The following is a 26257-nucleotide window of genomic DNA, read 5'->3' as shown; positions in this document are numbered from 1 at the left end:
ACTCCCCGGAATCAGCTGTCGGAACGATCGGGGATGGGCGCGTCCGCCGAGCCGAACCGCCGGACCTGGGCGGCGAACAGCCAGACCGGGATACCTACAGCGGTCGCGGCCAGGACGAGAAGGGCGGCGCCGGTGCCGAGCACCGACGCGGCGGCACCGGCCAGCAGCGGCCCGATCGGTGTTGTCCCGGACACCACAAACCGGTAGCTGCCGTAGGCGCGACCTTGCAACTGAGCGGGCACTATCTGCTGGCGGATCGCCGCGTAGAGCACATTGCCGACTCCTTCGCCCACCCCGAAGACGCACAGCGCCACCACCAACGCCACCGTCAACGGCTGAGTCTGCGCAGTGACCACAGCGGTACCGGCCAGTCCGAGCGCGGCGACAATCTCCCCGCAGAGCAACAGCCGACCGGCCGGCCAACGCCGACTAAGCCTGTTGATGGCGAGTCCACCGAGGACCGTGCCGGCGGCACCGATGGCGAGCGCGACGCCGAGCTGCGCGGCCGAGTGACCTTGCTCGCCCACGAACCGGACCGTCAGCAGCACCATCAAGCCCTGTTCCACGATGTTGCTGTATCCCGCGGTCACTGCCAAAGCCCGCAGGACCGGCTGCCGATAGGTAAGCGCAAGGCCTTCGCGGATCCCCATCCACGCATTGGCGCGAGACCTCACCCGGGGACGCTCCGCCAGCTTGATGGAGATGATCAGCAACCCGCTGATCGCGAAAGACAGCGCATCCACCAGGAGTGCCAGCACGGACCCGAACGCCCCGATCAGCAGACCAGCGGCGGCCGGGCCGCCGATCCGCGCGACCGCCTGGGTCACCTGCAAGCGGGTGTTGGCCGCGACCAACCGGTCAGCCGCGAGGATATCGACGAGGTAGCTTTGCGTCGCGATGTCCGACAGCACGGTCAGGCCGCCCACGACAATGACCAAGGCGATCAGCCAGGCAAGCGACAACCATCCAGCGCCGGCCAGGGCCACGAGCACCACCAGCAGCCCGCCGCGCACCATGTCTGCCGTGATCAGCAACGGACGCCGCCGCATCCGATCGACGTAAACACCGATAAGCAGCGAGCCCACGAGAAAAGGCACGATACGACTCGCCGACAACAGGCCGACCGCCGCCGCCCCCGAATGCAATACCAATACTGCAATCAGCGGCAACGCCAGCGCCGTCACCTGATCACCGACCATGGACACGCCCTGCGCAGCCCATACTCGTACGAAAGGGGCGCCCGCCGACGAGTGCCCGATCGCAACCCTCACCCCAGCACCTCACCGTCCAGCCGTGCCAGCCCCCTGCCGCAGACGATCACCGACCACACGGTACTTACAGCGGCCGTGACGTGCTGTCCCGCCATAATGGAACTCGATGGCACGAGGTCGGGCGTCCTCCTCTGCCGCCGTCCGTGCTCACCGACCGAACGCCCGCAAGGTCGCCGGCCACCGTGAGTCACCCTTGATCTCCTGTGCGCGCGAGCCCGGCCGAGGACGGCATAGTGACGGCACCGGTAACGGTTGACCTCGGATCTTCACATTGACGCTCAACGAGGCTGAGCCTTCGTAGCCACAAGATCGGTTCAGCCGTAACTCGTTGTACAACCGCCCGTGCCTGCTGATCGACAGGCGATGGCATCCAGCGGTGACGTGACGGCCTCTACCGCAGAAAGGGAAGCCGGATCGCGCGCTATTGGCTCGTCACCGTTTCCGGATGCCCGTAGGCGTCGCGGCGAACCGACACACGGATGCCGCCGTGCGAGCGCGCTGCTGCCGTCCATAGGATCGATGCATGATCACCTGCGTCGTGCACTACACCATCGACCCGGCTCAGATCGAGGCGTTCGAACGGTTCGCTCGCGAGTGGATGCGGCTGGTGACCAAGCACGGCGGGATCCATCACGGTTACTTCCTGCCGGCCGAAGGGGCGAGCGATCGAGCGGAGGCGCTTTTCAGCTTCGACAGCCTGGCGACCTACGAACGCTATCGTTCCCGGTTCGGCGACGACCCGGAGTTCATCGCCGCAGACCGGATCCGTGACGAGTCGGCCTGCGTTCTCCGGTACGAACGGACGTTCATGCGACCGCTGCTGCCTGACCGAACGACGTACTGATCCGCCACTGGTCGCGCTTGCGGGCCGCTCTGTGATCGCTACGCCGCGTGAGCTTTCGCCGGTTACCTCCAGCGCGGGACGACATCCTGCCCGTCATCGAAGCGCGGCGAGCCACCGGCACAAGCGGCTGAGCCGGCCACGGCGAAAGCGCGGATCTGCGGCGAGTCGCGCGCTGACAGCTGACCCTCAGTCACGGATGGCGATCAGCGTCCCCTGCCGGTCGGCATCCTGAACTGCCGATGAGCGGATGCCGCGGCGCTCATCCTGTCGCGACTTTGAGCCGCCCTTGGGTCACATGATCGCGGCCAGGCGATCCGTCAGGAGGGTGACCACGGCCTGGACGCCCAGGCCGATGGCCCGCTCGTCGGCGCCGAAGTCGGTGGCATGGGTGATCCCGTGCAGGCCGGCCGCCTCGTTGGCCACGCCGAGGAAGATCATGGCGCCCGGGATCCGCTGCAGGAACAGGGCGAAGTCTTCACCGTTGAAGGGGTAGGCGGCGGACAGGGTGACGATCTCGCCCACAGTACGCAGTGGCTTGGCTGCGGCCAGGCTGAGCTCTGGCGAGGACACCATCGCGGGGAACGGGGGCGCCGGGAACTCGATGGCGGCGCCGTCCGCCAGCCTCCGCAGCTCGTCGCGGATTTCGGGATAGCGGTCGTCCGGCCACGCACGCCACCAGGCATGGACCTCGTCGGCGTCGACATACGACTGGACGTACACATACCGCGAGAGCGGGCCGTCCTCGGTAGCGAGATCCTGGATCAGTCGCTGGAACTGCTCCGGGGTCTGCGGCCTGTGCACAGTGGACAGGCCATCGACGGCAGCTGCTATCCGTTCGACATCGGCGGCTGGTGGGGAGATGCGGCAGTGGTCCTGCCCCGGAAGGCCGGCGCCTGGCGTGATCACGAACGTGCCGACCGGGATCGGCGCGCAGTGCAGCGCGTAGATCTCCTGTGGCCTGGTGCGGTCCAGCAGGCCGTCGTCGATCATGGCGCGGGCGCCGGTCAAGTTCTCCTCGGCCGGCTGGAAGATGAAGACGACCTGCCCGCGCGCGGGTCGCCGGCGGCAGAGCCCCTCGGCGGCCCCGACGGCGATCGTGGTGTGGATGTCGTGCCCGCACAGGTGCGCCGCGCCTGGCACTCGGGACCGAAAGTCGCTGTCGAACGTCTCCGTGTCCGCGACGGCATCCAGGTCGGCGCGATAAGCGATGACCGGGCCGGGCTCGTCGCCGTGCAGGATCGCGACGACGCCGTGGCCGCCGACGCCGGTCGTCACCTCGAGCCCCGCCGCCCGCAGCCGGTCGGCGACCAAGGCGGCGGTGCGCTGTTCCGAGCCCGCCAGCTCGGGCCACCGGTGAATGTCGCGGCGTAACTCGATGAGCGCATCCTCGTACATCCGCAACACTATGCCGCACGGTCGATGCGGAATCTGCCCCGATTGTCAGAGGGCAGGCGTTCACCGTCAGTCGACGGCAACGCCGACGTCTCCATCAGGTCTGAGGCCCGCGGAGTATCCGGATCTGGCACCCCTCTGTGTCATCCATGACGGAGCGGGGCCCGGTCAGGTCGCTGGTTTGGGCTGTTTGCCGGTGGCCCCATTCGGCTGAGGACGCCGAGAATCGCCGCGACGTAGCCGCGATGATGTTGATCGATTTCGGTGTGGTCGTGTTCGCCAGGTTCCGGGTGATGCCGGAAGGCGGGCCGAAGGCTCGGCTGCCGGTCATCCATTCGCCCGCGCAGTCGGGGGCATGACGATTTACGACCGTGACCGGACGAGGTCGATCAAGAAGGCGCCAGTGGCATGGAAGGCGGCGTTGAGCGCGTGACGTTCAGCGGGGCCGGGGTGCGTGCAGCGCGCCGCTCGGGCGCTACTGCAGGACGGTCACGTAGAACTTGTCGCCGTCGAGCACGCAGGTGTGGATGTCGAGCGCCGGCGCGGGCACCGACCGGGCGAACCGACAGTGCAAGAAGGCCACGGTGGCCGCATCCCGACGTCCGCGCTGATGGAGCACACAGCCGGATCGCGTTCCTGGGTGCGCTAAGCTTGTTCTTGAGTCCGTGCCTTTTGCGTGCTTCTATACTTGGTGCCCGTTTGGTGGCTTTGCCGACGTCGTGGCGGGTAACATTCAGGGCCGGATGTGGTGGGTTTCGGCGCACCGGTCGGTCTGGCGGTCTTCGCGCTCAGGTTCCGAAACCCTCGACGCACCCTCGCCGCAGTAAGCCGACCCTTGGGTGCCGGACGCTTACCACGGCCGACGCAGGTCCGCTCTCTTGCTCCGTGACCGAGCGTCGCATGATCAAAGTTCCTCGATTCGTCGTTAAACCTGAGGCTGCAGAATGGCCACATCGCAAACATGCACCATCTGTCTACTGACATTATCGCCCGACGCCACGGATGGTTCCGTGCCGTTGCGAGGCGATGTAGCCTGCAAGAAAGCTGGGCTCCAGCCGATCTTTTATTGATGGCCGACAATGGGCTTGGTCGCTATTCCGGTTCCCGCCACCCTCGCATCGTCGACCTTTCAGATCGTTCGACGTGGTGGGTGCGACAGGGAAGCACTCTCATGCACCTCTCGGAGGGAGCCTGATGGCCAGCGTCGCCACGACGTCGCCTGCGTCGGAGAACGAGCAGGCACGACACGAACCACTGATCGGCCACGGGATGGTCGTCCTCTTCATCGCGCTGATCGGCTGCTTCACCGCCTGGGGTGTGGCCGCGGACCTGACGACCCCGATGGTGGCCGGCTTCAAGCGCATCTTCGACATGAGCACGTTCCAGGCGTCGCTGGTCCAGCTGGCCTACTTCGGTGCGTACTTCCTGCTGGCGCTGCCCGCCGCCTTCATCAACCATCGCTTCAGCTACAAGGTCGGCATTCTCACCGGGCTCATCCTCGCTGCGCTCGGCGCGTTCGCATTCTATCCCGCCAGCCGGATCATGACTTACGGAGCGTTTCTGGTGGCGTTGTTCGCGATCGCGGCCGGCTGCTCGATTTTGGAGACGTCCGCGAATCCGTACGTCCTGTCGCTCGGACCGGAGGCGACCGCAACCCGGCGTCTGAATCTGGCCCAGGCGTTCAACCCCGTCGGTACGAACATCGGGGTGCTGCTCGCCTCCATCCTCATCCTTCCCCGGCTGGCCGACCCGGTGGACATCGGATCGCTGTCGCCGGCCCAGCTGCACACGATCCGCGCCGGCGAGCTCGGCGCGGTCATGGGCCCCTACCTCGGCCTGGGCTTCGTGCTACTCATCATCGCGGTCGCGATCGCCAGTCAGAAGGCGCCCCCGATCGTCGAGGAGTTCCCGGACGCCGGGCCGGGCGACGGCGGCACCGGCAGCCTGTTCCGGGTGCTGTGGCACAGCAAACGCTACCGCTACGGCGTCGTGGCACAGTTCTTCAACGTCGCCGCCCAGGTCTGCACGTGGACGTATCTGATCGTGTACGTGCAGCAGGCGCTCGGCGGCAGCCTGCAGAAGGGCGGGTTCTACCTACAGCTCAGCCTGCTGGTCTTCCTCGTCTCGCGATTCCTCATGACGTGGCTCATCGGCCGCGTGCGGGCGACGAAGGTCCTCACGATCCTGGCGTTCCTGGCAGTCCTGCTGTGCGCCTTCGCCATGGTCAGCCCCAACCTCGCCGGGGTGATGGCCTTGGTGGCAGTGTCCTTCTGCCTGTCGCTGATGTTCCCGACGATCTACGGCGTCGCCCTCAAGGGTCTCGGTCCCGCCACCAAGTTCGGCGCCGCCGGCCTCGTAATGGCCATCGTGGGCGGCGCGATCATGCCGGTGGTGCAGGGCGCGATCGTCGACGCGACGAATGCGGCTATCTCGTTCGTCGTGCCCGCCGTCTGCTTCGCGGTCGTCGGCCTCTACGCCGTCTTCGACCTCGTCGCCCGGCCGAGCGTGCACCGCGCCGCCCGAGCGACCACGATCAGCGGGAGCGCGGCATGAGCATCCGGTACCGCGCGGCCGCGGCCGTCGCGCTGAGCATGACACTGGCAGTGAGCGCCTGCGGTGGCGACAGGCCGACCAGCGCCGACAAGGACACCAGCCGGCTCGAGGTCATGTCCTGGTGGACGTCCGGATCGGAGGCGGCGGCCTTGAACACCCTGCTGGCCGCGTTCCAGGGGGCCAATCCCGGGGTCGAGACAGTCAACGCGGCGGTCGCGGGCGGCGCCGGCTCGCAGGCGATCGTGGAACTGGCGAAGCGGCTGCGGGCGGGCAACCCGCCCGACGTCTGGCAGACCTTCACCGGCAAGTCGGTCCAGGGCTACGCCGATCGCGGGACGGTCCGCGATGTCTCGTCGGTGCTGACCGGCGACGTGAGCGCCGCGATGCAGCCGACGATCCGGCAATCGCTCAACCACGGCGGCAAGCCGTACGGCATCCCGACGGGGGCGCATCGCAGCAACGTGCTGTGGTACAACGTGGGCCTGCTGAGGAAGGCGGGCATCGCGCCGCCGGGGGCCGGTTACACCGTCTCCGCGTTCCTGAGTGACCTGCAGAAGGTCGAGTCCTCGGGAGCGACCGCCCTGTGCCTGGGCGGCCACGACCCGTTCACCACCGCCGAGCTGTTCGAGAACACGCTGCTCAGCACCATCGGAACGTCCGGCTGGAAGGACCTGGCCAACGACCGGCTCGACTGGCGCAGCGCGAAAGTGCGGTCGGCGCTGCAGTCCTTCGGCGACATGCTCTCCCACGCCGACCCCGAGGCGAGCACGCTGACCTGGGACGCGGCGACGAAGAAGCTCGCGAGCGGTGGCTGCGCCTTCGAATCGCTCAACGACTCGGCGTACGGTGAACTGGTCGCCGCCGGAGCGCAGGAGGGCACGGACTTCGGTTCCGCGGCCTTCCCCGGCACCGACGGGAGCTTCCTCGCCGTCGTCGACGTGTTCGTCGCCGCCACCAAGGCGGAGAATGCCAAGAACGCGCTCGCCTTCCTGAGCGGCATCAGCACGCCGGCGACCCAGATCGCCTTCAACAAGGCCAAGGGATCGGTGCCAGTGCTGCGGAACGTCGACGTCTCCTCGCTGCCCGCGTACCAACGGCAGTCCTCGAAGACCCTGTGGTCCTCCGCGGTGCTGTTGTCCGTGACGCACGGCGAGGCGATGAACCCCGCCTTCCAGGAGGGCTTCTACGACGCCGTCTCGGCCTACGTACGCACCAGAAGCCCGGATGCCTTCGCCGATGACCTGCAAAACGCCGTGTCGAACAACCGGTTCCCGCAGCGCTGACCACCCACAACACCGGCCAAGCGAACCGCGTCGAGACAGCCCGGCGGTGACAGCCCTGGCGGCGGGTGTATCAGTCGCGCTCGGCCTCACGGGCCAGCCGCCTCTGCTCGCGCTGCTCGCGGGTGTAACGCTTGCGGGCTTCCAAATCACGCTTCCAGTACTCGCGCGCCTCCTTCTCGGCACCGTGCACGGCGCCCGTGGTCTGCGCAGGCCCGATCATCGAGCGGAAGAACCAGTTGTCGAACGTCTGGTGGAACCAGCGCATGAACCGGTTCTGCTTCCGAACCGTGCCGTCCTTCGTCACAACGCGCCCTCTCTGAGACGCGGCACTCCATGCCGCCCAACATCATTGGTATACCAATGGTTTGTACACCAACCATTGGTAGACTAACATCTGAGTGAAGGAGAATCTCGGTGAGTGACCTGCTCGACACTGACGACCCGCTGGCCCTCGAGCAGCAGGTGTGCTTCGCCCTGTCCGTCGCCGCGCGCAGCGTCGTGGCCGTCTACCGGCCCCTGCTGGAGCCTATGGGGCTGACGCATCCGCAGTACCTGGTGATGCTGGCGCTGTGGCAGCACGCGCCGCTATCCGTACGCGATCTGAGCCGGCTGCTGCAGCTCGACCCCGGCACCCTGTCACCACTACTCAAACGCCTGGAAGCCATCGGCTACCTCCGCCGCGATCGTGACCCCGCCGACGAACGCAGCCTCGCCGTCACCCTCACCACCACCGGCAAGGAACTGCGCAGCCGCGCCGAGCAGATCCCACCCGCCGTCGTGCAACGCCTCGGCATGCCGCTACAGGACCTGAGAAATCTGCACGCCGCCCTCACCCAGGTCATCAACGCCGCCCAACCGGCCACCACGTCGCCATGACCCAGTGACCCAGACCTGAGGCCGCAACCGCGCATGACCTCGAAGCGCCCGGATCAGGCTCGACAGTCGCGGTCGCGGCTGTGGCACGAGTTCGAGGTGCACGACGCCGACCTGCCGGTCGAAAAGACCGCGCGAGTGCCTTTCCCGGGGTGTTCCCCGCTGCCAGGGCTGCATTGATTCCTCGAGGAACCCGTCGACCCGGCTACCCTGACCGGCGACGAGGACGACCTCTGGCTACATCCGAGCCTGGGCTGTGACCCGGTACGCATTGAGCTTTCCGCCCCGGCAGCAGCGGAGCGAGGTAGTGATCTTCGCGTAGTCGGCGGCGCCGTTGAGCTCGATCTCCCGCAGCTGGTAACTGCCCTGATGCCGGGACACCGACGATGCCTGGCCTTCCACGCGTGCAGGAACGGACCGACCACCCTCCGACGCCTGCCCCGCCGGACGATGGGGGTCGCCGGGTGACATCCAAATCGGTCGGCGTCGGTGAGATGATCATGCGGTGACTGATCTGCTGCGACGTGCCAAGGTTGATGACCTTCCGATGTTCTGGCGGGGGGAGGTCGCCTACATGCGGGAGATCGAACCGGAGCACGAGGCCCGGTGGGCGGCTGCCACCGACCGGCATCTGACGTCCTGGATCGGCGATCTGGATCGCACGGTGGTGCTCGAGGCGGACGGGGAACCGGTCGGTTACGCGGCCTGGCGGGCGATCCGGGGCCGGGCGGTGCTGCTGACGATTCACGTGTTCGAGGGCTTCCGCCGGGGTGGGCGGGGAGCGGTGCTGCTGCAGGCGTACATGAATGACGCGCGGACGTTTGGTTTCACCCATTTGTCGTTGGGGGTGTTCGTGGGCAATCCGGCGCAGGGCCTGTACGAGAGGTACGGCTTCGCGTACACCCATGAGGAAGACGGCTACCGCCACTACGAGCTGACACTGTCGTGATCCTGAGCCGCGGGGCTGTCGTCGGGAAGTGGGCGCCGATGTGCCCCACGGGGCTCAGGGAAGGCCGTTGCCGGGGAGCGTGCGAGGCCCCCGGTTCACGCTCGTCGAGCCTTTCCCCGGACGGCGGTATCGCGGAGACCGTCGGTGAGCCGTTCGCATTCGAGCGCCCCTTCTGTGCTGGCGAACACCCGGTCGAACCGGACCCGGATCGGGAGGACGACGAGCCGTATCCGGTGCCGCTTCACCGGATTTGCCGCTGAGCACGCGCGGCCGGCCGCCTGAGCGATCAGCTCTGCACCCTGTCCACGGGTTTTGGTGGGGCTCGACAAGGCCGACAAGCGGGCGGCGCTGTCAGTGCTGGGTCAGCGGGCGCTGTCGGCCCGGGATTCGGTCGATGTCGTCGAGCGATTCCCGCGCTGCCACCGCGGTGGCCGGGTCGGTTTCCAGGCGATGCAACGCCTCGCGGCCGCGGCTGTCGTCGCGCAGCGCCAGTCCGACGGCTGCCGTGATGCGGGCGGGCGGGTGCGGGTCGCTCAGGTGGGCGGTGAAGATGGCGCGGAGGTGCGCGGTGTCGTGGTGGGCATCGGCGAGGCTGACGAGTGCCGCCGTGCGGGTGTCGGGGTCCGGGTCCGCAGCCAGTTCGAACAGCGTGGTGATGAGCGCGGGCCATGAAGGGCACGTCGGGGCAGGCACCGTCGGGTTGCGCCGGGAACCGATGGGCCGGCTCAGTTCCATGGCCACCCGAGCGCGGACCAACGGATCGCGGTGGTGGGCGTGCGGCAGGATCTCGCTCAGGTACCCACCAGGTCGGGCGCAGTAAGCGAACTCGGCGAACGCGCCGATCAGGCTGTCGAGTACCGCCGGGTCCGGCTCGTCCCGGATCCGGTCGGCGAGTACGTCCACTGCGTGCGCGGCGAACGGCCGCCTGTCGAAACTCAGCCGGTGCACAATCTGGGCCGCGAACAACCGATGCTCGGAGGTGGGATGGGCCAACCGCGCAGCGAGCCAGTCGAACACCTCAGCATCGCGTTCCGCGCGCTCCGCGATCGTCGTGAAAGCCTGCGCGGCGTCGCACGAGTCGACGTCGGCGGCGTGCAAGGCGCGCTCGGCGAGCTCATCGCACGGTGTGACGACACCCAGTTCATCTTCCAACAAAGTGACGACCGCGTGGTGCGCCGCCCAGACCTGGTCCTGGCGGCCGTCGCCGGTGCGAATGCGGATCCGCGTCACCATCGGGCCGCCGTCGCGCCACGCGGGCACCCGGTCGCGGTCGACCACGGTCGCTGGGTCGTTCACCGCGTCGAGACGCCGGCGCAGCTTCTGTTCCGGGTCGACGCCGAGCCAGGTCCGGGCCAGCGCGAGCGCCGCCCGCAGCGACCGCTCGGGAACAGCCGGCCCGTGGCGGCTGCAGTGAAACAGCACCCGGTTCAGGATGTTCCAGGCGCCCTGCTCGGCGAGCCAGCTCACCGGCTCGACGCCGCTGGACCACGGTCGATTCGGGTCCACACCGTATAGGAGCAACTCCTCGACGATCTCGGCCTGCCCGGCGACGGCCGCCTCCCGCAACAGCGTGCCGCCGACCCCGCCGGCCAGGTCGATGTCGGGCAACTCCCGCAGCAGCCCGTGCACCCGCTCGATATCGCCGTGCACCCGGGCACATACCGGGTCCGGGCGGCGTACCGCGCCGATGGTGACAACTGGATGTTTCTCATTCAGCTCCAACCAGTGCCCTGAACCTTCTCGGCCGAAGACCGAACGCAGGCTTGATCAGACATCCGGATCTGCCGCCGTCCGTGCGCGCCGGCCAGCAAACGCCGTTACATTCCGTCGTCTGGCCCGGCCGTGGAAGGTGGCCCGCGGTGCCTTGTCGGCCCGTAGTCATCATTTGAGAGGTGGCATTGCCTATGATCGATTTCGTACGGCCACCTCATCGAAAGGTTTCTTGATGACTGATCCCAACATCGACATGAGCCGGCCGAGTAGTGCGCGGGTGTGGAACTACCTCCTGGGGGGCAAGGACAACTACGCCGTCGACCGGGAGCTGGGCGAGGCGCTCCGATCGGCGAACCCAGGGATCGCGTCGGTCGCCCAGGCCCAGCGGAGGTTCCTCATCCAGGCGGTCACGCTTTTCGCCGGCGAGGGCGGCATCCGGCAGTTCCTGGACATCGGCACCGGTCTCCCGACTGCCGACAACACCCACGAGGTCGCGCAGCGAGTGGCGCCCGACTCGCGGATCGTCTACGTCGACAACGATCCGCTCGTGCTGGTGCACGCCCGTGCGCTGCTGACGAGTTCTTCGGAGGGGGAGACCGCGTACATCGACTCCAACGTGGAGGATCCGGAACGGATCCTGAGCGAAGCGGCCCGGACGCTCGATTTCAGCAAGCCCGTGGCGCTGACCATGATCGGCATCCTGGGCAACGTCGCCGACTACGACGAGGCCCGCTCGATCGTCAAGCGGCTACTCGACGCCGTGCCGTCGGGTAGCTACCTGGCGGTGAGCGACGGGACGAGCACCAGTGCGCAGAGCGTGGAGAGTCAGCGGGTCGCCAAGCAGAACGGTCACCCCTACAACCTGCGCACTCCCGAGGAGATCGGCGGCTATTTCCAGGATCTGGAACTGCTTGAGCCCGGCGTGGTGTCGACCTCTCTGTGGCGGCCGCAGCCGGGAACAGAACCGGAGGAACTCGACGTGTATTGCGCGGTGGGCCGTAAGCCCTGATGCGCTACGACCGGCCGCCGCTCACCAGCGATCAAGCCGTGAAGGTTTCCTCTCATGCCGGGATCCGCGCTGCTGGCCTGCCATACCGCCAGCCGCTCAGCACAAACAGCGCCGTGACTTCGCGGAAGCAAACGACATGTAGTCCAGCCGGCTCCGAGTCCCGCGCGGCCGGCACTGTGTCGGTACCCGTGCAGTGTCGGCCACTCGCCGCCATCCCAGCGGCAGGAACTGCCAGCGCGGGCCAGTGGTTTCACCTGCCAGTTCGTCGAGGGCCCGGTCGCCGATCGCCACGCGCGGGCCCCGACCTGCGCGGTCGCGACGGCTGATCAGCCGGGCCATCGACGGCACCCGGGCTGGAGAACGACACCGAAGGCGCCGCCGGCCGGGAAGACACAGGTGGCGGCCACTGCAATGCGGTGATCTGCGCTGCGGTGACGGGCGGCGTGGGCGAAATCTGATCGAGCAAGCGCTGCGCCACAGAGGCGTCGATCTCAAGGTCAACGCTGATCCGAACATCGGCGGCGGTCGCCAGCTCCACCACGTCGTCGCTGGTGAACGCATCAGCTCCGAGCGTGCTCAGCCGCCGCGCGAACTCCTGCATGTCAATCATCCGCGGCCTCATCCTCGAGTTGCAATTGATCCACCGTAACCCCCGCCCCGATCGGCGGTTCCCCCACCACCGCCCTGGCGACTGCGGCAATAGCTATTGCCCGGCGGCCCCATCTCCGGCGAGCCGATCGCGCACGGAGGCAAGGCCGTCACACTCTGTGTAACCCACGCCTGCCCGCGACGCACGGAAATGGCCGAGATGAGTGCGCCGGTGTGAGGTATGTTTAATTCTGCGAAACGTTCGGCTGCAGGTTTCCTTCCATATTTAGCTGGTCCAAGAGTTCGGCGGCCAACAGGTCGCCAGCATCGCTGCTCGCTTGAAGAATACAGGCGGCCTGAGCGGTTTCATCGTCCGCTATCAGAAGGTCGGCCAAGTATTGTGCGGCCGCTCGGTCGCCTGTGGCCGCACGCCTGCGCAATTCGTCCTCCTGGCCGTTCGCAGCCAGAGCTTCGGCGAGCCGCCTTGCGGCAAGAACATCGCCGGCATCTGCGCGTTCCCGCAGCTCTACGAAATCACTTCGGTCGGCCAGTAGGCTCGACAGCAGCTGACGCGCGTGCCAGGAGCCGGAATCCGCCCGTGCCCGTAGCTGCCTCAGCCGACCGTGCTCGACCAGCAGCCGGGCGCACTGCTCGTCGGCGTCCCAGTCACCGGAGTCGGCGCGGTCACAGAGCACCGCCAATGCCTGCTCGAATCGGCCGGTGTCGAGCAATAATGCGACAGCTCGCTGGCCGACCTCCGCGTGCTGGGCGCCGCTGTTCGCACTCTGTGCCAGTAATACGTCGATCGCCTCGCCTGTGCGCTGCCGCTCGATCAGCACGTCGGCTGCGCGCATGGCGGCGAAGTGGTCCCCGGCAGTGCCGTCACCGGGGTCCGCCCTGGTCAGCAGCTGATCCAGAAGTCCGTGCCGGTACAGCAGTTCGGCGAGGGCGTTGGCCGCCTCCTCATACTCCCCCGATACAGCGCCACGCTGCTCCAACTGCGCGATGGCCAGCGCTAACGTCTCGGGAGTATCGAGCGGCTGGTCCAGTCGAGCAAGCGCGTCAACGTAACCACCATCGGCTACGAAACACGCCGCAATAGCCGCCTCGTCGAATCGGCTCGCCGCTATCAACAGGTCTGTCAGCTCCTCGAATACCTCGAATTCCTTCAAAGTGAACAGGAGACCTCGCAAATAGCCAATATGCCCCTCATCGACAGAACGAGCGGGAAGTGGGGCACTCGCACTCTCCACTGGCTTCCTCTGCCAAACCCGATCCCAGATCGTCACGGACGTATGATGCCCGATCCCGTTACCCACTAGCGAACTCATCTGGCAATCCGCGCGCGCTGGCCCCCGGCCGTCCGTCACGCGCCGTAGCTGGAGTTTGCCGTCGCGGACGTCCACTTCTGCACACGGCCGTCCGACGTGCTGAATTGCCGCGATGAGGCTTGGGGCCGCTTGACGAGTCGAGCGGCCCCGGACTCGGCCCGGCTTGAACGGGCTGTCACCTTCTCCGACTGCGGGTGCGGTCATCCGGAGCCAGCGCACCTTGAGCGAGGACGGCCCCAGGGTATGACAATCCCTGTCCGCACTCGCGGAATTTCGTGGGTTGGCTGCCTGTGTTCGGCGCACTGATCTGGCCGCGATCAGCGTGCTACCCAGCTTGGCGACGGGGTCTGCTCGCCAAGCTGACGGATCTACCGATGAGCGGGGGTCAGGAGCGATAGTCCTCGAACTCCCAGTAGCCCCCTGCCCAGGCGCTCGCCGATCTCCGACCATGTGTCGGCTTCAACCTCCCGCACCCTCGCCGTGAGCCAGGCTCGGAGCACGCGAACGTCGAAGTCTTCGACGCTGACGACGAGATGGTGTCGCGCGTGGTAGATGCCGCCGACCTCGCGACAGGTCTTGGCCAGCCACTCCGGCGAGCAGACGGTGACGTCGAAGGACTCCTCGCCCGGCGTGTCGGGCGGGCCGACGATCATGCGGGCTAGCAACGCGAACTCGGACGGATCGGCAGGAAGCGTCGACGGGTCGGGATCGAGGTCGAGGCTCTTGAGGACGGCTCGCACACCGTTGATCTTGCCGTACGAAACGTCCGCTCATGCCGATGTTAGTGCACCGGAAACGTGCACCCGTCGGCATTAACGACAATCATCTAGGCTTTTCATGCGGTGAGCCAGAGACTACGCATTGCATTCTTTATGCCAGGCCGCGCTGGCGTCCGCCGAGCACCAGTAGGGATTGCCCTGGATGTTGGTTGTTTCTTTCAATACACCGTTTTCGACCCGCACCAGTTTGAATGTGTCGCCAACCTTGATGCCGTCGTCCCCGGCATCGTACTCATGCACCACTTTGTCGTTGCGGTCCCGGTAGAGGACCGCCTCGTAGCGGCCAACGACCAAACCACTCGCGATGGTGAACGTTAGGTCGGCATGACCGGAGCACATGAGGCTGTCGGGACTTTGGGATGGATCGTGGCACGGTCCAGCGTTCCAAAGTGAGGTACCGGTATGGTCGGACTGGATGACCATACGCGCCCCGTGGACATACCAGATACCCACCATCGGCGCGACCAGATCGAGGGGGTCCGTCGCAGCTATCGAGGGTGACGGCGGCGGATTGGTCGCATGGCCCGGCTGCGGGACGGAAATCGAGATGACGCCATCCGCGACCTTGGCGCGCTGCCCCATGTGATCGCGATACAAGGTTCCCGTGTTGCAGTATGTAGTCGGACTCGAATGCGTTACGGGCCCGATGCAGTCGGGTATGAGAAGTGTCAGCCACGAGCCGTCGTCGACCTGGCGGAACACTGTCGCACGGTCCGAGTTCTCCTTAACCCAGCGCTCACCATCGAGCCTGAAGATCGAGTTCGCACTATCCAAGATCTGCTTGTCGTTCTCGGCTCTTTGGCGCGTATCGCACGTCCAGGACGTCATGCTCGCGTGGAGGTGGCCGTCGGCCGCCCACAACAGGTCGTTCACGGAGACGCCGCCCGGGACCCCCTCCAGGTAGCCGGGCGGTTCGGCCTCACGCATGTCCGTACTAACGATGCCGCCGTTCGCGGCCAAGAGCTTGATAGGGGATGTGCGTTCACACGTACCGGCATTCGGATTGACTGCCAGTGCGATTGTGGCGCTCGAACCTGGATCCACCGTGGCACGTACGTAGTCGTTCGAGTCGAAGTAGCCATAGTCGACGACAGTCGACTTGACGAGATCGTGCAACACTACGTGCTGCTGATAGGTACCGTTCACGGATCCAGGGTCCACGGTAAGTACGGACCGCTCCGTTCCGACTAGGATGCCCTCGTTCCCGTCGCCAAGGACGACAGGCGTCGCCTTGGCAGGAGTCGTCGAGTCCAAGGTGTATCTAAAGTAGCTTCTACCCGCATCGGGATCGATCCCCCACGCGGTCACGAGCACGTCGTTGGCGCCCACCGCCACGAGATCTGAGCAGCGTGGGCATGGAATTCGTTTGACGACGCCGTCCCGCACGTCGATGAACACCAACTCCTGCTTCGGCAGGTCGCTCTCATGAAGGAGGCCGGTGGAAAGGGTCGCCACGAAGTGACCGCTGCGGGTCCAGACCACGTGGTTCTCGTATGGATCTTCCGCGGCGTAGTCGCGAGGGACTCGAGTTACGATCTTGTCGCCTCGCATCAAGAGGAGATCGTCGCTCGTGATGTAAGCGTACGTCCCGGCGTCCGAGTTCGCCTGGGGAGCGCCCTCGGTGTGAGGACGCCGAAAGTGAGTGACAACTATGGCGACGCTCACGACACAGAAGCAGACCGTCAGCAGCGCGCCCACTGCCGTCTTGGGAGACATGGCGAACTCTCCGCTCGCATCGTTGGTTGACAGGTTGCTGCACTGACCGAGAAGGATCGGCGGCCTCAACGTGAACCGTGAAGCTCCGCAACGAGCTGCGTCGGGTCTACGGGCTCGTATCGGACGCCGACGTTGTCGAGCAGGTAGGCCGACTGGTAGGTGGCGGCGACGGCGGTGGTCCGTATCGGCCGCCCGCCAGGAAGTAGGACAGCGAACTCCCATGGATGCCCACTCACGAGTGTCGATATCACTATCGACCACTCGACGTACGAGCGCGCACTCAGGCCCATGACTGCGAACGGGACGGTCTCGCCGGCACTCACCTGCGTCGCGTGTCTAAGGAAGTAGTCTCCACGTCGCTTGTTCAACATGACGTCATACTCGAACGCCGCCGGCCTCGCCGAGGAATCGAGGTCGAAGGCCATCGAGGTCACATCAAGGTCGCCTTGTGGCGGTTGCCAGACCACGCTGCCGGAAAGGGGGTCGGCTTTCTTGAGGATGCTGGCGTGTATGTCCTTTACGACGACCGTCGCCGGACCGCAGCCAGTGAGAACCAGCTTCAGCAGCGTTCCCGCCTGGAACTCACTTGCGACCGGCTCGTAACCCGCCAGTACCGCGGATGGAGCGGTATCCGCCCTCAGCTTCTCGACCGTGGCTGACGTCAGCTTACGCGAGGTGGCCCACCACACGGATCCGGTGAAGTCGTACTCCAAGCTGACAGCGATCGGTAGCCCTCCGGGCCGGCATCCTGTCGAGCTGGAGATCGTGGTGGCGGAAGGGGCCCCGGTCGCGGAGGTGCCTGGCAACCTGGGTGGGCTATCGGACCATATTCCATTAACGACCTTGCTTCCCAGCGGAGTAAGAATCGCCGTGAGGACCAGCAGGACGACTCCGGACAACAACGCGGCCAGCGTCGTCTTTGATAGCGAGTCCTTGCGCGGCACGTCGGTAGCCTGCCTCGCCTTGCGGGTCGCTTTACCCTTGGCCACCGGTATCTCCGCGTCCTGAAGTGGACTTGATGTAAATCAATGATCTTGTAGCCCTCGGTATCAACGCGAGGTAGCCCTCGATATCAACGCGAGGATCGCACGATTCGCCTCGCCCGGAGGTCCCACTTGCGTCTTGGACCCGACGTCGTTCCGGCGCATAAACCAGCCGAAAGGACACAAAGGAAATTCCGCAGAGCCGGACCGTCAGATGTCGAACCGAGCGGTGGGTCGGGTTCAGAGCAGGACGTACGGTCCTCGCGACCAATCGATCAAGGCCGAGGGGGACGTCGGATGTCCGTCGACGGGGCACCCGACGGCTCGGTGACCGGCCTGGTCCCCATCCGGACCGTGCTCAACGCACGTAGCCATGGGCTACATGTAGCACCTTCCCCGACGGACTGGGTCCAACCACTTGTCAACCTCCGCCGATGCGGATTTACCTATATTCTCAAATAACTTGCAGTGCAATTATCGGCGCATGATCGGTTTAACTATCATGCCGCGATTCGATCGCTACATAGGGTAACGTCAGGCCGGTTGGCTGGATACCGGTCACGCCGCGGATCATGCACACGCGAGAAGCGTCCGCCGGCCTGTGTTCGAGACGGGGCTATTCCACGGGCTGAAATGCGTCATGTTCGCCGTAGTAGATTACGGCGTAGGTTGCCTCTTCCGGAGTGGGAGTGGCTACTGCCCGCCACTCACTCCATACCTCGACGGCTTCAACGGCAAGGTCAACTTCAAGTAGGTAGTGGTGACCCGAGTCGGTGATAACGCCCTCTGGCACTTCATCTCATCGGAGCACCACCGCATTTGCCGAGGGCAGCCATGGACGTACGGCAAAGATGGTCGGGCCCGCCGTGTAGCCGTCGCCGGTGGGGATGTCATGGAGATTGCCGATCACTTCGAGCAGGGTTGGCACGAACCTGATTCTAGGATCTGCGCGGATCGGCTGGCGGGCAACGGCGGCACACTCTCCTGCCGCAATCCGCGCGCTACGCAGCGTCACGTCGAGGTTGACTGGGTCCGCCTGATCCTGCATCGTTTCCTCTAGGAACCCGTCGACTCTGGCTACATCCGAGCCTGGGCTGTGACCCGGCACGCACCAGCGTCGCGATGGTTCTCTCGGTCGGTCTCGCGCTGGCGCCGCCCTCGCCGGCGGCGGCCACTTCTCGACCCAGCTCACGGTGTGACCCGATGACCTCGCCGACCCCGCCCAAGTGATCGCCGAAACCAAGGTCCGTCCCACCGACCTGCCGTTCCGCGACGCCTGCATCCTTTACATGGACCAGTTTCCAGGTTCGAAACCAGGCTGCGGCTGGTAACCACGATGCCTGTCTCGCGCCTCACGAATCCTCTGGTTGGCCCTGGCGAGCATCGCCCAGTAGCTGGGGCAGGTTACCAAGGTCCATCTTCTGGCCGGTCGGCTGAAGCGCACGCACGGCAGGCACGTACGGGTCCCGACCGCACACCTCCAACGGTTTCCGGGGTGCAGTAGCGGCAGCCACGGTAGGGCGTCACCCGTTCAGCTCGATGGTCGAGGGTTGGTATTTGGCCGGTACCGGCCACCAATGGGACAGAAGGTGAGATCGGCTGCTCTAATCATCTTGTTCGAATGACGTCTCCAGAACGGAGAACCAGAGATGCGAAACACCAGTATTGTAGGCGGCGCCATGGCCGTGGCCGCCATGTCAGCATTGCTTTTTGGCGTGGTCTCCTCACCGGCGCAGGCCGCAGCCGCCAGTTGCTATGGCGGCTCGCACTATTACAACAAGCCGGCGGGCTCGTTCAAGTCGACGCCCTTCACTACAACCACCGCCTGCAGTGACATCAATGTCAGGAGCAATCAGAACACTTTTGTTCGGGTGTGTTTCCGGAAAATTGACATCTTCTCGAACTGCCAGGCGCGATACACACACGTCGTGCCAGGGCAATATGTTGTCGTCGCCACCAACGTCCTTGATAATCGAGACTTCCTGCTCGACTTCTACAACGACGCCGAAGCATCGGGTCTGGTCGCTGCCTGACCGTCTCAACCCTTCGGCCGACCATGGCATCAGAGAATCCGGTCGAATTCACAGCTATGCAGCGGTCCGTCAACGGCGGACGCGGTAAGCCGAGCAGTGCCATGCTCTCTACCTGCTGGCGGGTCAGTCGCCCCGAACAGTCCGCCGGACTGCCCGGCAGTCTCGTTCCACGGCGGCGTCGCAAAACTCCGCCCCCACCGCCGGCCGCCCCGTCCGGGGACACGCAACCCGGCACGGTCTACCTACCCATACTCAACGATGGCATCCAGGAGTGGATGAACGCGGCCGGGACCCACGCTCCACCGAGTGGGCGGCGACACTCGGCCGGCTTAGGGAACGCCCCGGCACCGGATGATCCACTCCACCGGGGCGTTCGCCCTTCGCCGAGCAAACCCGGGAACCCGCCGGCGCTGTGAGCGAGACAAGCCACCATTGTCGGAACCGTCGTTCCCCAACCGTCGCACTTGAAGTCGCCATGTTTACCGACGGGGCGGACGTCGAGGAGGTCATCGCGCTCGACGGCCTTCATGATCTGCTGAGAAATGCGCTGGAACCCAAGACGACCCTCCCGCCCGACAATTTCTTTGAAGCGCAGCTCACTCCATAGCTGGTCGACCCAATCCGGAACGCCCGCCGTCTCAGTCTTCTCGCCCATGTCCCAGTGATACCGGAACAACGCTCAGCGTCGCATCCGCTTCACTCTCATGCCGCCGACCGTGCGCACTGCCGCACCGCGCGTCGTCACGCTGCGTGTGGCTCGTTGACGCTGGCACGGTTCGCGACTTTGCCGACGACCGGATGTGGCTCAAGCCGCGAGGCTGTGGCGGACCGGCCGCGGTGGTCCAGCCCGGTGTGTCAGCGGGCGCGCGCGACGGGTTCCGGTCGGAGGGACACGGTGACCCGGTCACCCACTTCGGGGCGGCCGGGCCGACGCGGTTCGGTGTCCATTCAGACATGTTTGATCTGGAGCTCGGCGACCTTGCTCCAGATTTCGCCGTGGGTGGCGCACCAGTTTGGAGCTGCCCAGGCGTCCCGAAGGTTGTCGCCGTGTTCTACTGACGACGCGAACGGAGCAGGAAGCAGCCCCGCCGTCCCCAGGGCGATCAGAAGCAGTTCGTGGTCAGTTTGTCCCCCCGGCTGTTCTTCCAGAACACGTCGAAACTGACGGGGGTGCAGGGGAATTCGATGTGGGGGGCAGCACCGCCGCTCTGCTGGGCGACAAGCTCGCCGTTGCGGTACAGGGCCACGGAGATAGGGACCTCGCAGGGGACGGTCTCGGCAGCTGCAAAGATGGTGTTGCCGTCACGGTACAGATCCGAGACTATGTGGCACCCCGTTGCGGCCTGGCCGCCGCCCGGAATGGCTCCCACACTGGCCGACGCCGCACTGGCCGTTCCCAGCCCGGTCACCAGTGCGCCGGCGGCAACCGCGATCGCCATCAGCGTACGTCTGAACATGATTCTCCTCGGGTGAAGTGTTCCGGCTTTCTGTCAGCAGGAGCCTGCCGCCAGCGTTTCTGGGGCTTTGGTGAACCGTTGGCTCGACGCACCCGGCCCGACGCCCATCTTGGGCCGGGGTAGGTCCGCCGGGCATCCGTGCCCGGCACGGATCCGCGGATTCGGTGCCATCCGTGCCCAGCACGGGCACACCCGGCCAGTGGTCAGTCAGCCCTCGATTAGCGGGCTGGCCGGTCAGCCAGGTACGCCGAGCGGTCGGACGCCGTTCACGGTCGTTCCCGGCGGCCAGGGCATCGGCGCCGCGCCCATCGCCGCCAGCATCGACTCTCCACGTGCCCGTTGCTTCCCGCCGATCAGGACGAGGGTCCGGGCCCACTGATAGCGGCAGCCGGCCGTCCGCAGGGCGACGGCTGCGCGGGCCATTCCAACGCGGATGTCGGACGATCCAGCGGGGCTGGTCAGGGCGGACGCGCGGGCGACGATCGCCGTGGCGACCGGGTTGCCCGCCGTCGCCAGTCGAGCGCGAGCAACACAGGCGGCGGCGTCCGGGTGCCCGCTGAGAACCGCAGCCTCAGCCCACAGCGCGGCATACCAGGGCCGCCACAGGTCCCGGTCCCAGGGGTCCAGTCGCTCCGGCGGCGTGTCCAGCGCCTGCGCCGCCTGCTCGGGCAGGCCGCGGTGCAGCAGTAGCAGGGCGTCGAAGAACCGGCCGAAGTGCAGCTGCGGCAGCGACCGCCCCGGCGCCACAAGCGCCCCGACCACGTCCAGCCACGCAGCCCGGGCGCGGTCATCCCCACGCAGGCCATGCACCGTCGCGGCCGCATACGCGGCGCGGCTCAGATTGCTCGCCGGGGGGCGCCCGGCCCGTTCCCATCCCTCGCGGAACCGCTCGGCCAGGCCGACCGTCTCGGCCCAGTCACCCGCCAGCGCCGCGACCGTGATCAGCCGCGCGGTGGCCAGGTGACCCTCCTCCTGGTAGAAGGGCAGGTCCCGCAGCCGTTCGGCCGATCTTCTCGCCGTAGTCAGGTCGCCGGCGGCGACAGCGCACTCGGAGGCCATGACCAGCCCGTCGAAGATTTCCATCGCCGTCGTGGCCGTGACGGCCACCGGCGCCAGCAACTCGGTACGCCGCAGGGCGGTGGCCGCCGCGGCGCGGACCTCGCCACGAGCCAGCTGCGCCCCCGTGAGCAAGTCCAGCGCCGCGGTCTCAATCACCGGGGCGTCGATACGACCGGCCAACGTCAGGGCGCGATCGACAAGCTCGAGGGTGGCCGGATCGTCGACGGCTCGGTTGAACCCCTCAGCTGTCAGCAGCCGCGCCTGTGCCCCCAGGTCGCCGTCGGCCAACGTCCACCCCTCAGCGATCAGCGCCTCGACCTCCTCGACCGCCGGCGCCGTCGCGATCAGACCCGCCCCGCGATTGATCCACTCGGCGTTCCACGCCAGCGCGCGAGCCGCGCCCGCCCGGTCGCCCGCACGCACAGCTGCGTCGGCCGCGCGACGACGCAACACGATGGCGTCGCTGCCGAAATGCCGCGACTCTGCGGCACCTGCGGCGTGGCGCCACGCTTCGGACCGGTTGGTGTGCCGTCGACGTGCCGAGCGGCGGCCAACTCGTCGGCGGCCAGCCGGGCCGCCTGCTCGTAGCGGTGCTGCGACTCGCCGGGCATCCCGCGGGCGAAGCACAGATCGGCCAGACACGTCGCCAACTGATGCGCTTGCGGGTGGTAGCGGGCATTTCCGGTCGCCCATGCCAGCCCACCTCGCAACTCGTCGGCGACCTGGTCGAACCGGGCCCGCCAGTCGACCAGGCCGAAGAACGAGTCGTCGTCCCCGGACGGTCTGGTGTCGACCAGGCGACGGGACGTGACGTGCAGAGCAACGCTCTCGGTGAGACACCAGCTCAGGTGCCGCGCGCGTGCCTCGACCGACTCACCGGCCTCGTCCAGCCGGTCCCCGCAGTACTGACGGATCGTTTCCAAAACCCGGTAGCGGGTTCGTGCCGGGTCGGCGACCACGGTGAGCACACTCTGGTCGGCGAGCCCGGCCAGGACGTCGGCAACGGCGCCCGCCGGCACTGGCGGCCAATCGGCCAGCACCACCGCGGCCTCGGCCGCGGTGAACGGCCCGGCGAACACCGAGACCCGACGCAACACCGCACGCTCGGGGTGGGCCAGGAGCCCGTAGCTCCAATCCAGCGTTGAACGCAACGAACGATGCCGGACGTCGATCCGTGGCCCCCCGGTCAGCAGCCGCAGCCGGTCGGCCAGCCCGGCTTCGAGCCCGTCGAGCCCGAGCGACGCATACCGGGCGGCCGCCACTTCGATCGCCAGCGCCATCCCGTCCAGGCGTCGGCACACGTCGACGACACGGGTCTGGTCCTCGGCGGACGGTGAACTCCCACCGGCCGCCGCCCGCCCGAGGAACAGCTCGACCGCATCACCCGGGCCGCCGTCGTCGGCGTGGATCGACAGTCCCGGCACCGGCAAGACTCTCTCGAAGGGCACCAGCAACCTGGCCCGGCTGGTCGCCAGGACCCGCAGCCGAGGGCTGCCGGCCAACAGGCGCTCGATCAGGGCCACCACGCCGTCCAACAGGTGCTCGCAGTTGTCCAGCACGAGCAGCGTCTCCCGCTCGGCCACCCAGCCGAGGATGTTGTCCGTAACCGAACAGCCCTGCCCTTCTGAGAGCCCGAGCGCGCCGGCAACGGCCGGCGCGACCATCATCGAATCGGTCACTGGCACCAGGTCGACATAGCAGACGCCGTCGGCAAACCGGGCCGCCATGTCTTCCGCAACCCGCTGGGCCAAGCGCGTCTTGCCGACCCCACCCGGACCGACCGCCGTGACCAGGCGATGCTCGTCCAGCGCCGCGGCCAGCGCTACCTGCTCGGCCACCCGACCGACGAACGGAGTCAGCCGCCGCGGCAGTGACGTGCTGCCCCCCCTCAGCCCTCACGACCGCAGCGGATGGTTTCATCGGCGTCGACCGCGGGTTTGCTGCGACCGCAGCCAAGGCCCGCCGATCAGCCACCTTGAGCTTGCGCAGCAGGGACGACACATGACTCTCGACCGTGCGGACCGAGATGAACAGCCGGGCACCGATCTCGGCATTGGTCAAATGCTCACCCAGCGCGGCCAATACCTCCGCCTCCCGGGGCGAGATACCCGCCGTCGATCCTCCCCAGTGGTCAGCCACCACCCGATTGTGCCTCGCCGAGCCAACCCATCGCCGGTCGCGCGGCTCAGACCGACCGCACGCCCTACCGCCGGACCACGCTGCCGTCCGGGCCGCCCTCGGCCTACATCAGGGACGAGCTCGCCGGCCACCTCAGCGGTGAGATCCCGTACGCCCACGGGCGGCGCCGCGGAATGATCACCCGTCGACCCGCAACCGGCCGACCATCCACCACCGCCTGCTCGGCACCCACGCGCATCCTCATCTGTCGCGCCCGCGCATACCGGCCGTCATGGCCGCCCGTCTCGACCGACGCGCACCCTTGCCGAATGAGTGCGCCCTGACGGGGGCTTTGTGTCACAGATACGTTGGGGACCATGACCCAAGCATTGGGCCGGCTCGCCGGCGTCACGATCGACTGCCAAGACCCGCAGAAGTTGGCTGACTTCTGGTCAGCCGTGCTCAGCGGCCGGGTGACGGAGTCCCTTCCCGGCTGGCGTCGAGTCACCGTCGCCGGCGGGGGGCCGGTGCTGACTTTCCAACCGGTGCCGGAGCCCAAGGTCGGCAAAACGCGCCTGCACTTGGACATAGCTGTCGCCGCCGCCGGTGAAGCGGTCGATCAGATCGGGGCGCTGGGCGGCCGGTGGACCGGGGAACGGCACGACTATGCGGAAGGCGCGGTCCTTGTCATGGCGGACCCGGAGAACAACGAGTTCTGCATCGTGCAGTATTACCAAAAATGACGTCCCGGCACGGTCGGCGAACGAAGCAGGTTCGCTGATCACGCCGCAGGCATGCGTCCACGGCCTGATGCACTCTTCTGCCGTTGCGACACGAGGTCGCACTTTGCGAGTGGACTCGCAGTTAGGAGGGCCGACATGAGGTCGGCAGCGTAGTTCCGGGCGCGTGTTCGATGCCTGGCCCCGCCCTTGGCGTGCGTTGCTGGTAACGGCAGGGTGCGAAGCCCGAGGGGAAAGCCGAAGGACCTCCCGTCCCATCCGGGGGTCACGGGTGAGGGGCAGACCGGACGGGTGAATCGCGTGAACCTTCGTTGATGCCTCGTGAATAGTGGCTCCGTGGTGGGAAGCGGTAGCGGAGTGCAGGGACACGCCGTTGTGAAGCGGCAGGCGCTGGCCGGGCACGGCATCCGGTCCAGGATGAGCACCGCCGTCCCCGGGGTAGAGAAGCCCTCTCTGCCAAGATCGTTTGAGACACCCCGTGTGAGTGGGGTGCTGGCCTGAGGGCGGGGATCGGAGATCCTGGTGAGCGTGTCCACTTCATCTGACAAGCAGTCGTCGGCGGGCGGGTCTGATCCGGCGCCGAAGCCGTCGCGTCGGGCGTTCAGCCCGGCATACAAACTCGCGATGGTTGCCGAGTACGAGAGCACTCCGAATGGGGAGAAAGGCTCGTTGCTGCGCCGGGAGGGCTTGTATTCGTCACACATCATCGAATGGACACGGGCGCGTGATGCCGGTCTGCTCGGAAAACCCGACGGCGGGGAAACGGGTTCCGGAGCATCCGGGCCCGGGCGGGCCAAGAAGAAGAGCAGTGAACAACTGGAGTTGGAGCGGCTGCGTCGGCAGAACGAGAAGTTGCAGGCGGATCTGAAGAAGACCCGCATGGCGTTGGACATCATGGAAAAGCACACGCGCTCTTGGAGGAACTGTCCGAGAGCGCGGACGATCAGAATCCGCCGAGGAAATCCTGACCACAGCGTTCGAGGACTTACGCGCAGCGGAAATGTCGGTGCAGCGGGCGTGCACGCTGACCGGAACGTCGCGGGCGACCTACTACCGGCGGGTAAAACCGGTCGGGCCGCGGCACGGGCCGTGGCTGCCGCGGACCCCGCCGCCGCAGACCTTGAGCTTCGCCGAGCGTGAGCAGATCCTGGCCGTGCTCAACGCGGCCGCCTACGCCGATCTGGCGATACCGCAGGTGTGGGCGCGGGAGCTCGACCAGGGCCGGTACTGGTGCTCGATGTCCACGATGTATCGGATAGCTCGTGCGGCGGGGCAGAGCCGGGAACGTCGCCGGCAGGCCACGCACCCGCCGAGGGTGCGCCCGGAGCTGGTAGCGACCGGCCCGTCGCAGGTGTGGTCGTGGGACATCACCGCGTTGAAGGGACCCGTCAAAGGCGTCTGGTTCAAATGCTACGTCATTATCGACATCTACTCCCGTTACGTGACCGGCTGGCTGGTCGCCGCCGCCGAGGACGCGATCGTCGCCCGCGATTTCCTGGCCACCGCGGTCACCGGCAACAGAATCGAGCCGCACACCATTCACGCTGACCGCGGTGGCGCCATGAC

General features: G+C 66.7%; 24 protein-coding genes and 1 pseudogene. 10 read left to right on the top strand and 15 right to left on the bottom strand.

The annotated features are described in order from the left end of the window. Nucleotides 1-11 precede the first annotated feature (11 nt). Entirely contained in the window at nt 12-1271 is a 1260-nt protein-coding gene (locus AB0F10_RS22295) for an MFS transporter (RefSeq protein WP_360628046.1), read from the bottom strand. Nucleotides 1272-1809: 538 nt separating this feature from the next. Between AB0F10_RS22295 and AB0F10_RS22290 the strand changes: the two genes are divergently transcribed. Next, nucleotides 1810-2115: an NIPSNAP family protein gene (locus tag AB0F10_RS22290; protein ID WP_360628043.1), complete on the top strand. Its 306-nt coding sequence runs from the start codon at nt 1810-1812 to the stop codon at nt 2113-2115. Between the two features lie 291 nt (nt 2116-2406). On the opposite strand, the gene AB0F10_RS22285 is transcribed toward AB0F10_RS22290, so the two are convergent. Next, a complete protein-coding gene (locus AB0F10_RS22285) occupies nt 2407-3510 on the bottom strand; it encodes a M20/M25/M40 family metallo-hydrolase (RefSeq protein WP_360628040.1) in 1104 nt (367 codons plus the stop codon). A 1191-nt stretch (nt 3511-4701) separates the two neighbouring features. Between AB0F10_RS22285 and fucP the strand changes: the two genes are divergently transcribed. Both fucP and AB0F10_RS22275 read left to right on the top strand, forming a co-directional pair. Continuing rightward, nucleotides 4702-6060 carry an L-fucose:H+ symporter permease gene (fucP, locus tag AB0F10_RS22280; protein WP_360628037.1) on the top strand — a complete coding sequence of 453 codons (1359 nt, stop codon included), beginning with the start codon at nt 4702-4704 and terminating at the stop codon, nt 6058-6060. Further along, nucleotides 6057-7343 carry an ABC transporter substrate-binding protein gene (locus AB0F10_RS22275; RefSeq protein WP_360628034.1) on the top strand — a complete coding sequence of 429 codons (1287 nt, stop codon included), beginning with the start codon at nt 6057-6059 and terminating at the stop codon, nt 7341-7343. Before fucP ends, AB0F10_RS22275 begins: the two co-directional genes overlap by 4 nt. A 70-nt stretch (nt 7344-7413) precedes the next feature. On the opposite strand, the gene AB0F10_RS22270 is transcribed toward AB0F10_RS22275, so the two are convergent. Then, nucleotides 7414-7647, bottom strand: a complete 234-nt coding sequence (locus tag AB0F10_RS22270; protein WP_360628031.1) for a hypothetical protein — start codon at nt 7645-7647, stop codon at nt 7414-7416. A gap of 110 nt (nt 7648-7757) precedes the next feature. Between AB0F10_RS22270 and AB0F10_RS22265 the strand changes: the two genes are divergently transcribed. Next, a complete protein-coding gene (locus tag AB0F10_RS22265) occupies nt 7758-8219 on the top strand; it encodes a MarR family transcriptional regulator (protein WP_360628028.1) in 462 nt (153 codons plus the stop codon). A gap of 234 nt (nt 8220-8453) precedes the next feature. Here the strand turns inward: AB0F10_RS22265 and AB0F10_RS22260 are convergent, their stop codons facing one another. Next, the gene (locus AB0F10_RS22260; protein ID WP_360628025.1) at nt 8454-8597 is read right to left on the bottom strand and encodes a hypothetical protein; all 144 of its coding nucleotides are present in this window, start codon (nt 8595-8597) and stop codon (nt 8454-8456) included. 124 nt (nt 8598-8721) lie between these two features. Here AB0F10_RS22260 and AB0F10_RS22255 point away from each other — a divergent pair, with 124 nt between their 5' ends. Next, a complete protein-coding gene (locus AB0F10_RS22255; protein ID WP_360628022.1) occupies nt 8722-9165 on the top strand; it encodes a GNAT family N-acetyltransferase in 444 nt (147 codons plus the stop codon). A 351-nt stretch (nt 9166-9516) separates the two neighbouring features. Here the strand turns inward: AB0F10_RS22255 and AB0F10_RS22250 are convergent, their stop codons facing one another. After that, nucleotides 9517-10887 (bottom strand): hypothetical protein, encoded by a 1371-nt coding sequence (locus AB0F10_RS22250; RefSeq protein ID WP_360628019.1) that lies wholly within the window; start codon nt 10885-10887, stop codon nt 9517-9519. Between the two features lie 223 nt (nt 10888-11110). Here AB0F10_RS22250 and AB0F10_RS22245 point away from each other — a divergent pair, with 223 nt between their 5' ends. Beyond that, on the top strand, nt 11111-11887 hold the full coding sequence (locus AB0F10_RS22245; protein WP_360628016.1) for an SAM-dependent methyltransferase: 777 nt from the start codon (nt 11111-11113) through the stop codon (nt 11885-11887). 250 nt (nt 11888-12137) lie between these two features. Here AB0F10_RS22245 and AB0F10_RS22240 read toward each other — a convergent pair whose 3' ends face one another. The 6 genes from AB0F10_RS22240 to AB0F10_RS22215 all read right to left on the bottom strand — a co-directional run bounded on the left by AB0F10_RS22240 (nt 12138) and on the right by AB0F10_RS22215 (nt 18332). Next, entirely contained in the window at nt 12138-12497 is a 360-nt protein-coding gene (locus AB0F10_RS22240) for a hypothetical protein (protein ID WP_360628013.1), read from the bottom strand. Nucleotides 12498-12720: 223 nt separating this feature from the next. Further along, complete coding sequence (locus tag AB0F10_RS22235) at nt 12721-13764, bottom strand: hypothetical protein (RefSeq protein WP_360628010.1); 1044 nt, start codon at nt 13762-13764, stop codon at nt 12721-12723. Between the two features lie 410 nt (nt 13765-14174). Further along, on the bottom strand, nt 14175-14546 hold the full coding sequence (locus AB0F10_RS22230) for an Imm8 family immunity protein (RefSeq protein ID WP_360628007.1): 372 nt from the start codon (nt 14544-14546) through the stop codon (nt 14175-14177). 114 nt (nt 14547-14660) lie between these two features. Further along, nucleotides 14661-16301, bottom strand: coding sequence for a hypothetical protein (locus tag AB0F10_RS22225; protein WP_360628004.1), 1641 nt, complete (start codon nt 16299-16301; stop codon nt 14661-14663). 65 nt (nt 16302-16366) lie between these two features. Further along, nucleotides 16367-17014, bottom strand: a complete 648-nt coding sequence (locus AB0F10_RS22220) for a hypothetical protein (protein ID WP_360628001.1) — start codon at nt 17012-17014, stop codon at nt 16367-16369. A gap of 1069 nt (nt 17015-18083) precedes the next feature. After that, a complete protein-coding gene (locus AB0F10_RS22215) occupies nt 18084-18332 on the bottom strand; it encodes a hypothetical protein (protein ID WP_360627998.1) in 249 nt (82 codons plus the stop codon). A gap of 601 nt (nt 18333-18933) precedes the next feature. On the opposite strand from AB0F10_RS22215, the gene AB0F10_RS22210 reads away from it, so the two are divergent. Beyond that, the gene (locus tag AB0F10_RS22210) at nt 18934-19317 is read left to right on the top strand and encodes a hypothetical protein (protein WP_360627995.1); all 384 of its coding nucleotides are present in this window, start codon (nt 18934-18936) and stop codon (nt 19315-19317) included. 475 nt (nt 19318-19792) lie between these two features. After that, the gene (locus AB0F10_RS22205) at nt 19793-19924 is read left to right on the top strand and encodes a hypothetical protein (RefSeq protein ID WP_360627992.1); all 132 of its coding nucleotides are present in this window, start codon (nt 19793-19795) and stop codon (nt 19922-19924) included. Nucleotides 19925-20420: 496 nt separating this feature from the next. Here AB0F10_RS22205 and AB0F10_RS22200 read toward each other — a convergent pair whose 3' ends face one another. The 4 genes and pseudogenes from AB0F10_RS22200 to AB0F10_RS22185 form a co-directional block, all read right to left on the bottom strand. Continuing rightward, nucleotides 20421-20774: a hypothetical protein gene (locus tag AB0F10_RS22200; protein ID WP_360627989.1), complete on the bottom strand. Its 354-nt coding sequence runs from the start codon at nt 20772-20774 to the stop codon at nt 20421-20423. 234 nt (nt 20775-21008) lie between these two features. Next, entirely contained in the window at nt 21009-22256 is a 1248-nt protein-coding gene (locus AB0F10_RS22195) for a hypothetical protein (RefSeq protein ID WP_360627986.1), read from the bottom strand. After that, nucleotides 22178-23671 (bottom strand): hypothetical protein, encoded by a 1494-nt coding sequence (locus AB0F10_RS22190; protein ID WP_360627983.1) that lies wholly within the window; start codon nt 23669-23671, stop codon nt 22178-22180. Before AB0F10_RS22190 ends, AB0F10_RS22195 begins: the two co-directional genes overlap by 79 nt. 115 nt (nt 23672-23786) lie before the next feature. Continuing rightward, nucleotides 23787-23972 (bottom strand): annotated as a pseudogene (locus AB0F10_RS22185) (helix-turn-helix transcriptional regulator); the annotation flags it as partial. Nucleotides 23973-24328: 356 nt separating this feature from the next. Here AB0F10_RS22185 and AB0F10_RS22180 point away from each other — a divergent pair. After that, nucleotides 24329-24694 carry a VOC family protein gene (locus AB0F10_RS22180; protein WP_360627980.1) on the top strand — a complete coding sequence of 122 codons (366 nt, stop codon included), beginning with the start codon at nt 24329-24331 and terminating at the stop codon, nt 24692-24694. Nucleotides 24695-25691: 997 nt separating this feature from the next. Then, nucleotides 25692-26257: DDE-type integrase/transposase/recombinase (locus AB0F10_RS22175; RefSeq protein ID WP_360627977.1), on the top strand; the 566-nt coding region annotated here is incomplete at its 3' end.

The sequence above is a fragment of the Actinoplanes sp. NPDC026623 genome (assembly GCF_040638275.1).
Taxonomy (GTDB): domain Bacteria; phylum Actinomycetota; class Actinomycetes; order Mycobacteriales; family Micromonosporaceae; genus Actinoplanes.
The sequence above is the reverse complement of the archived record's forward strand: the minus strand, read 5'-3'. Positions and strand labels throughout refer to the sequence as shown.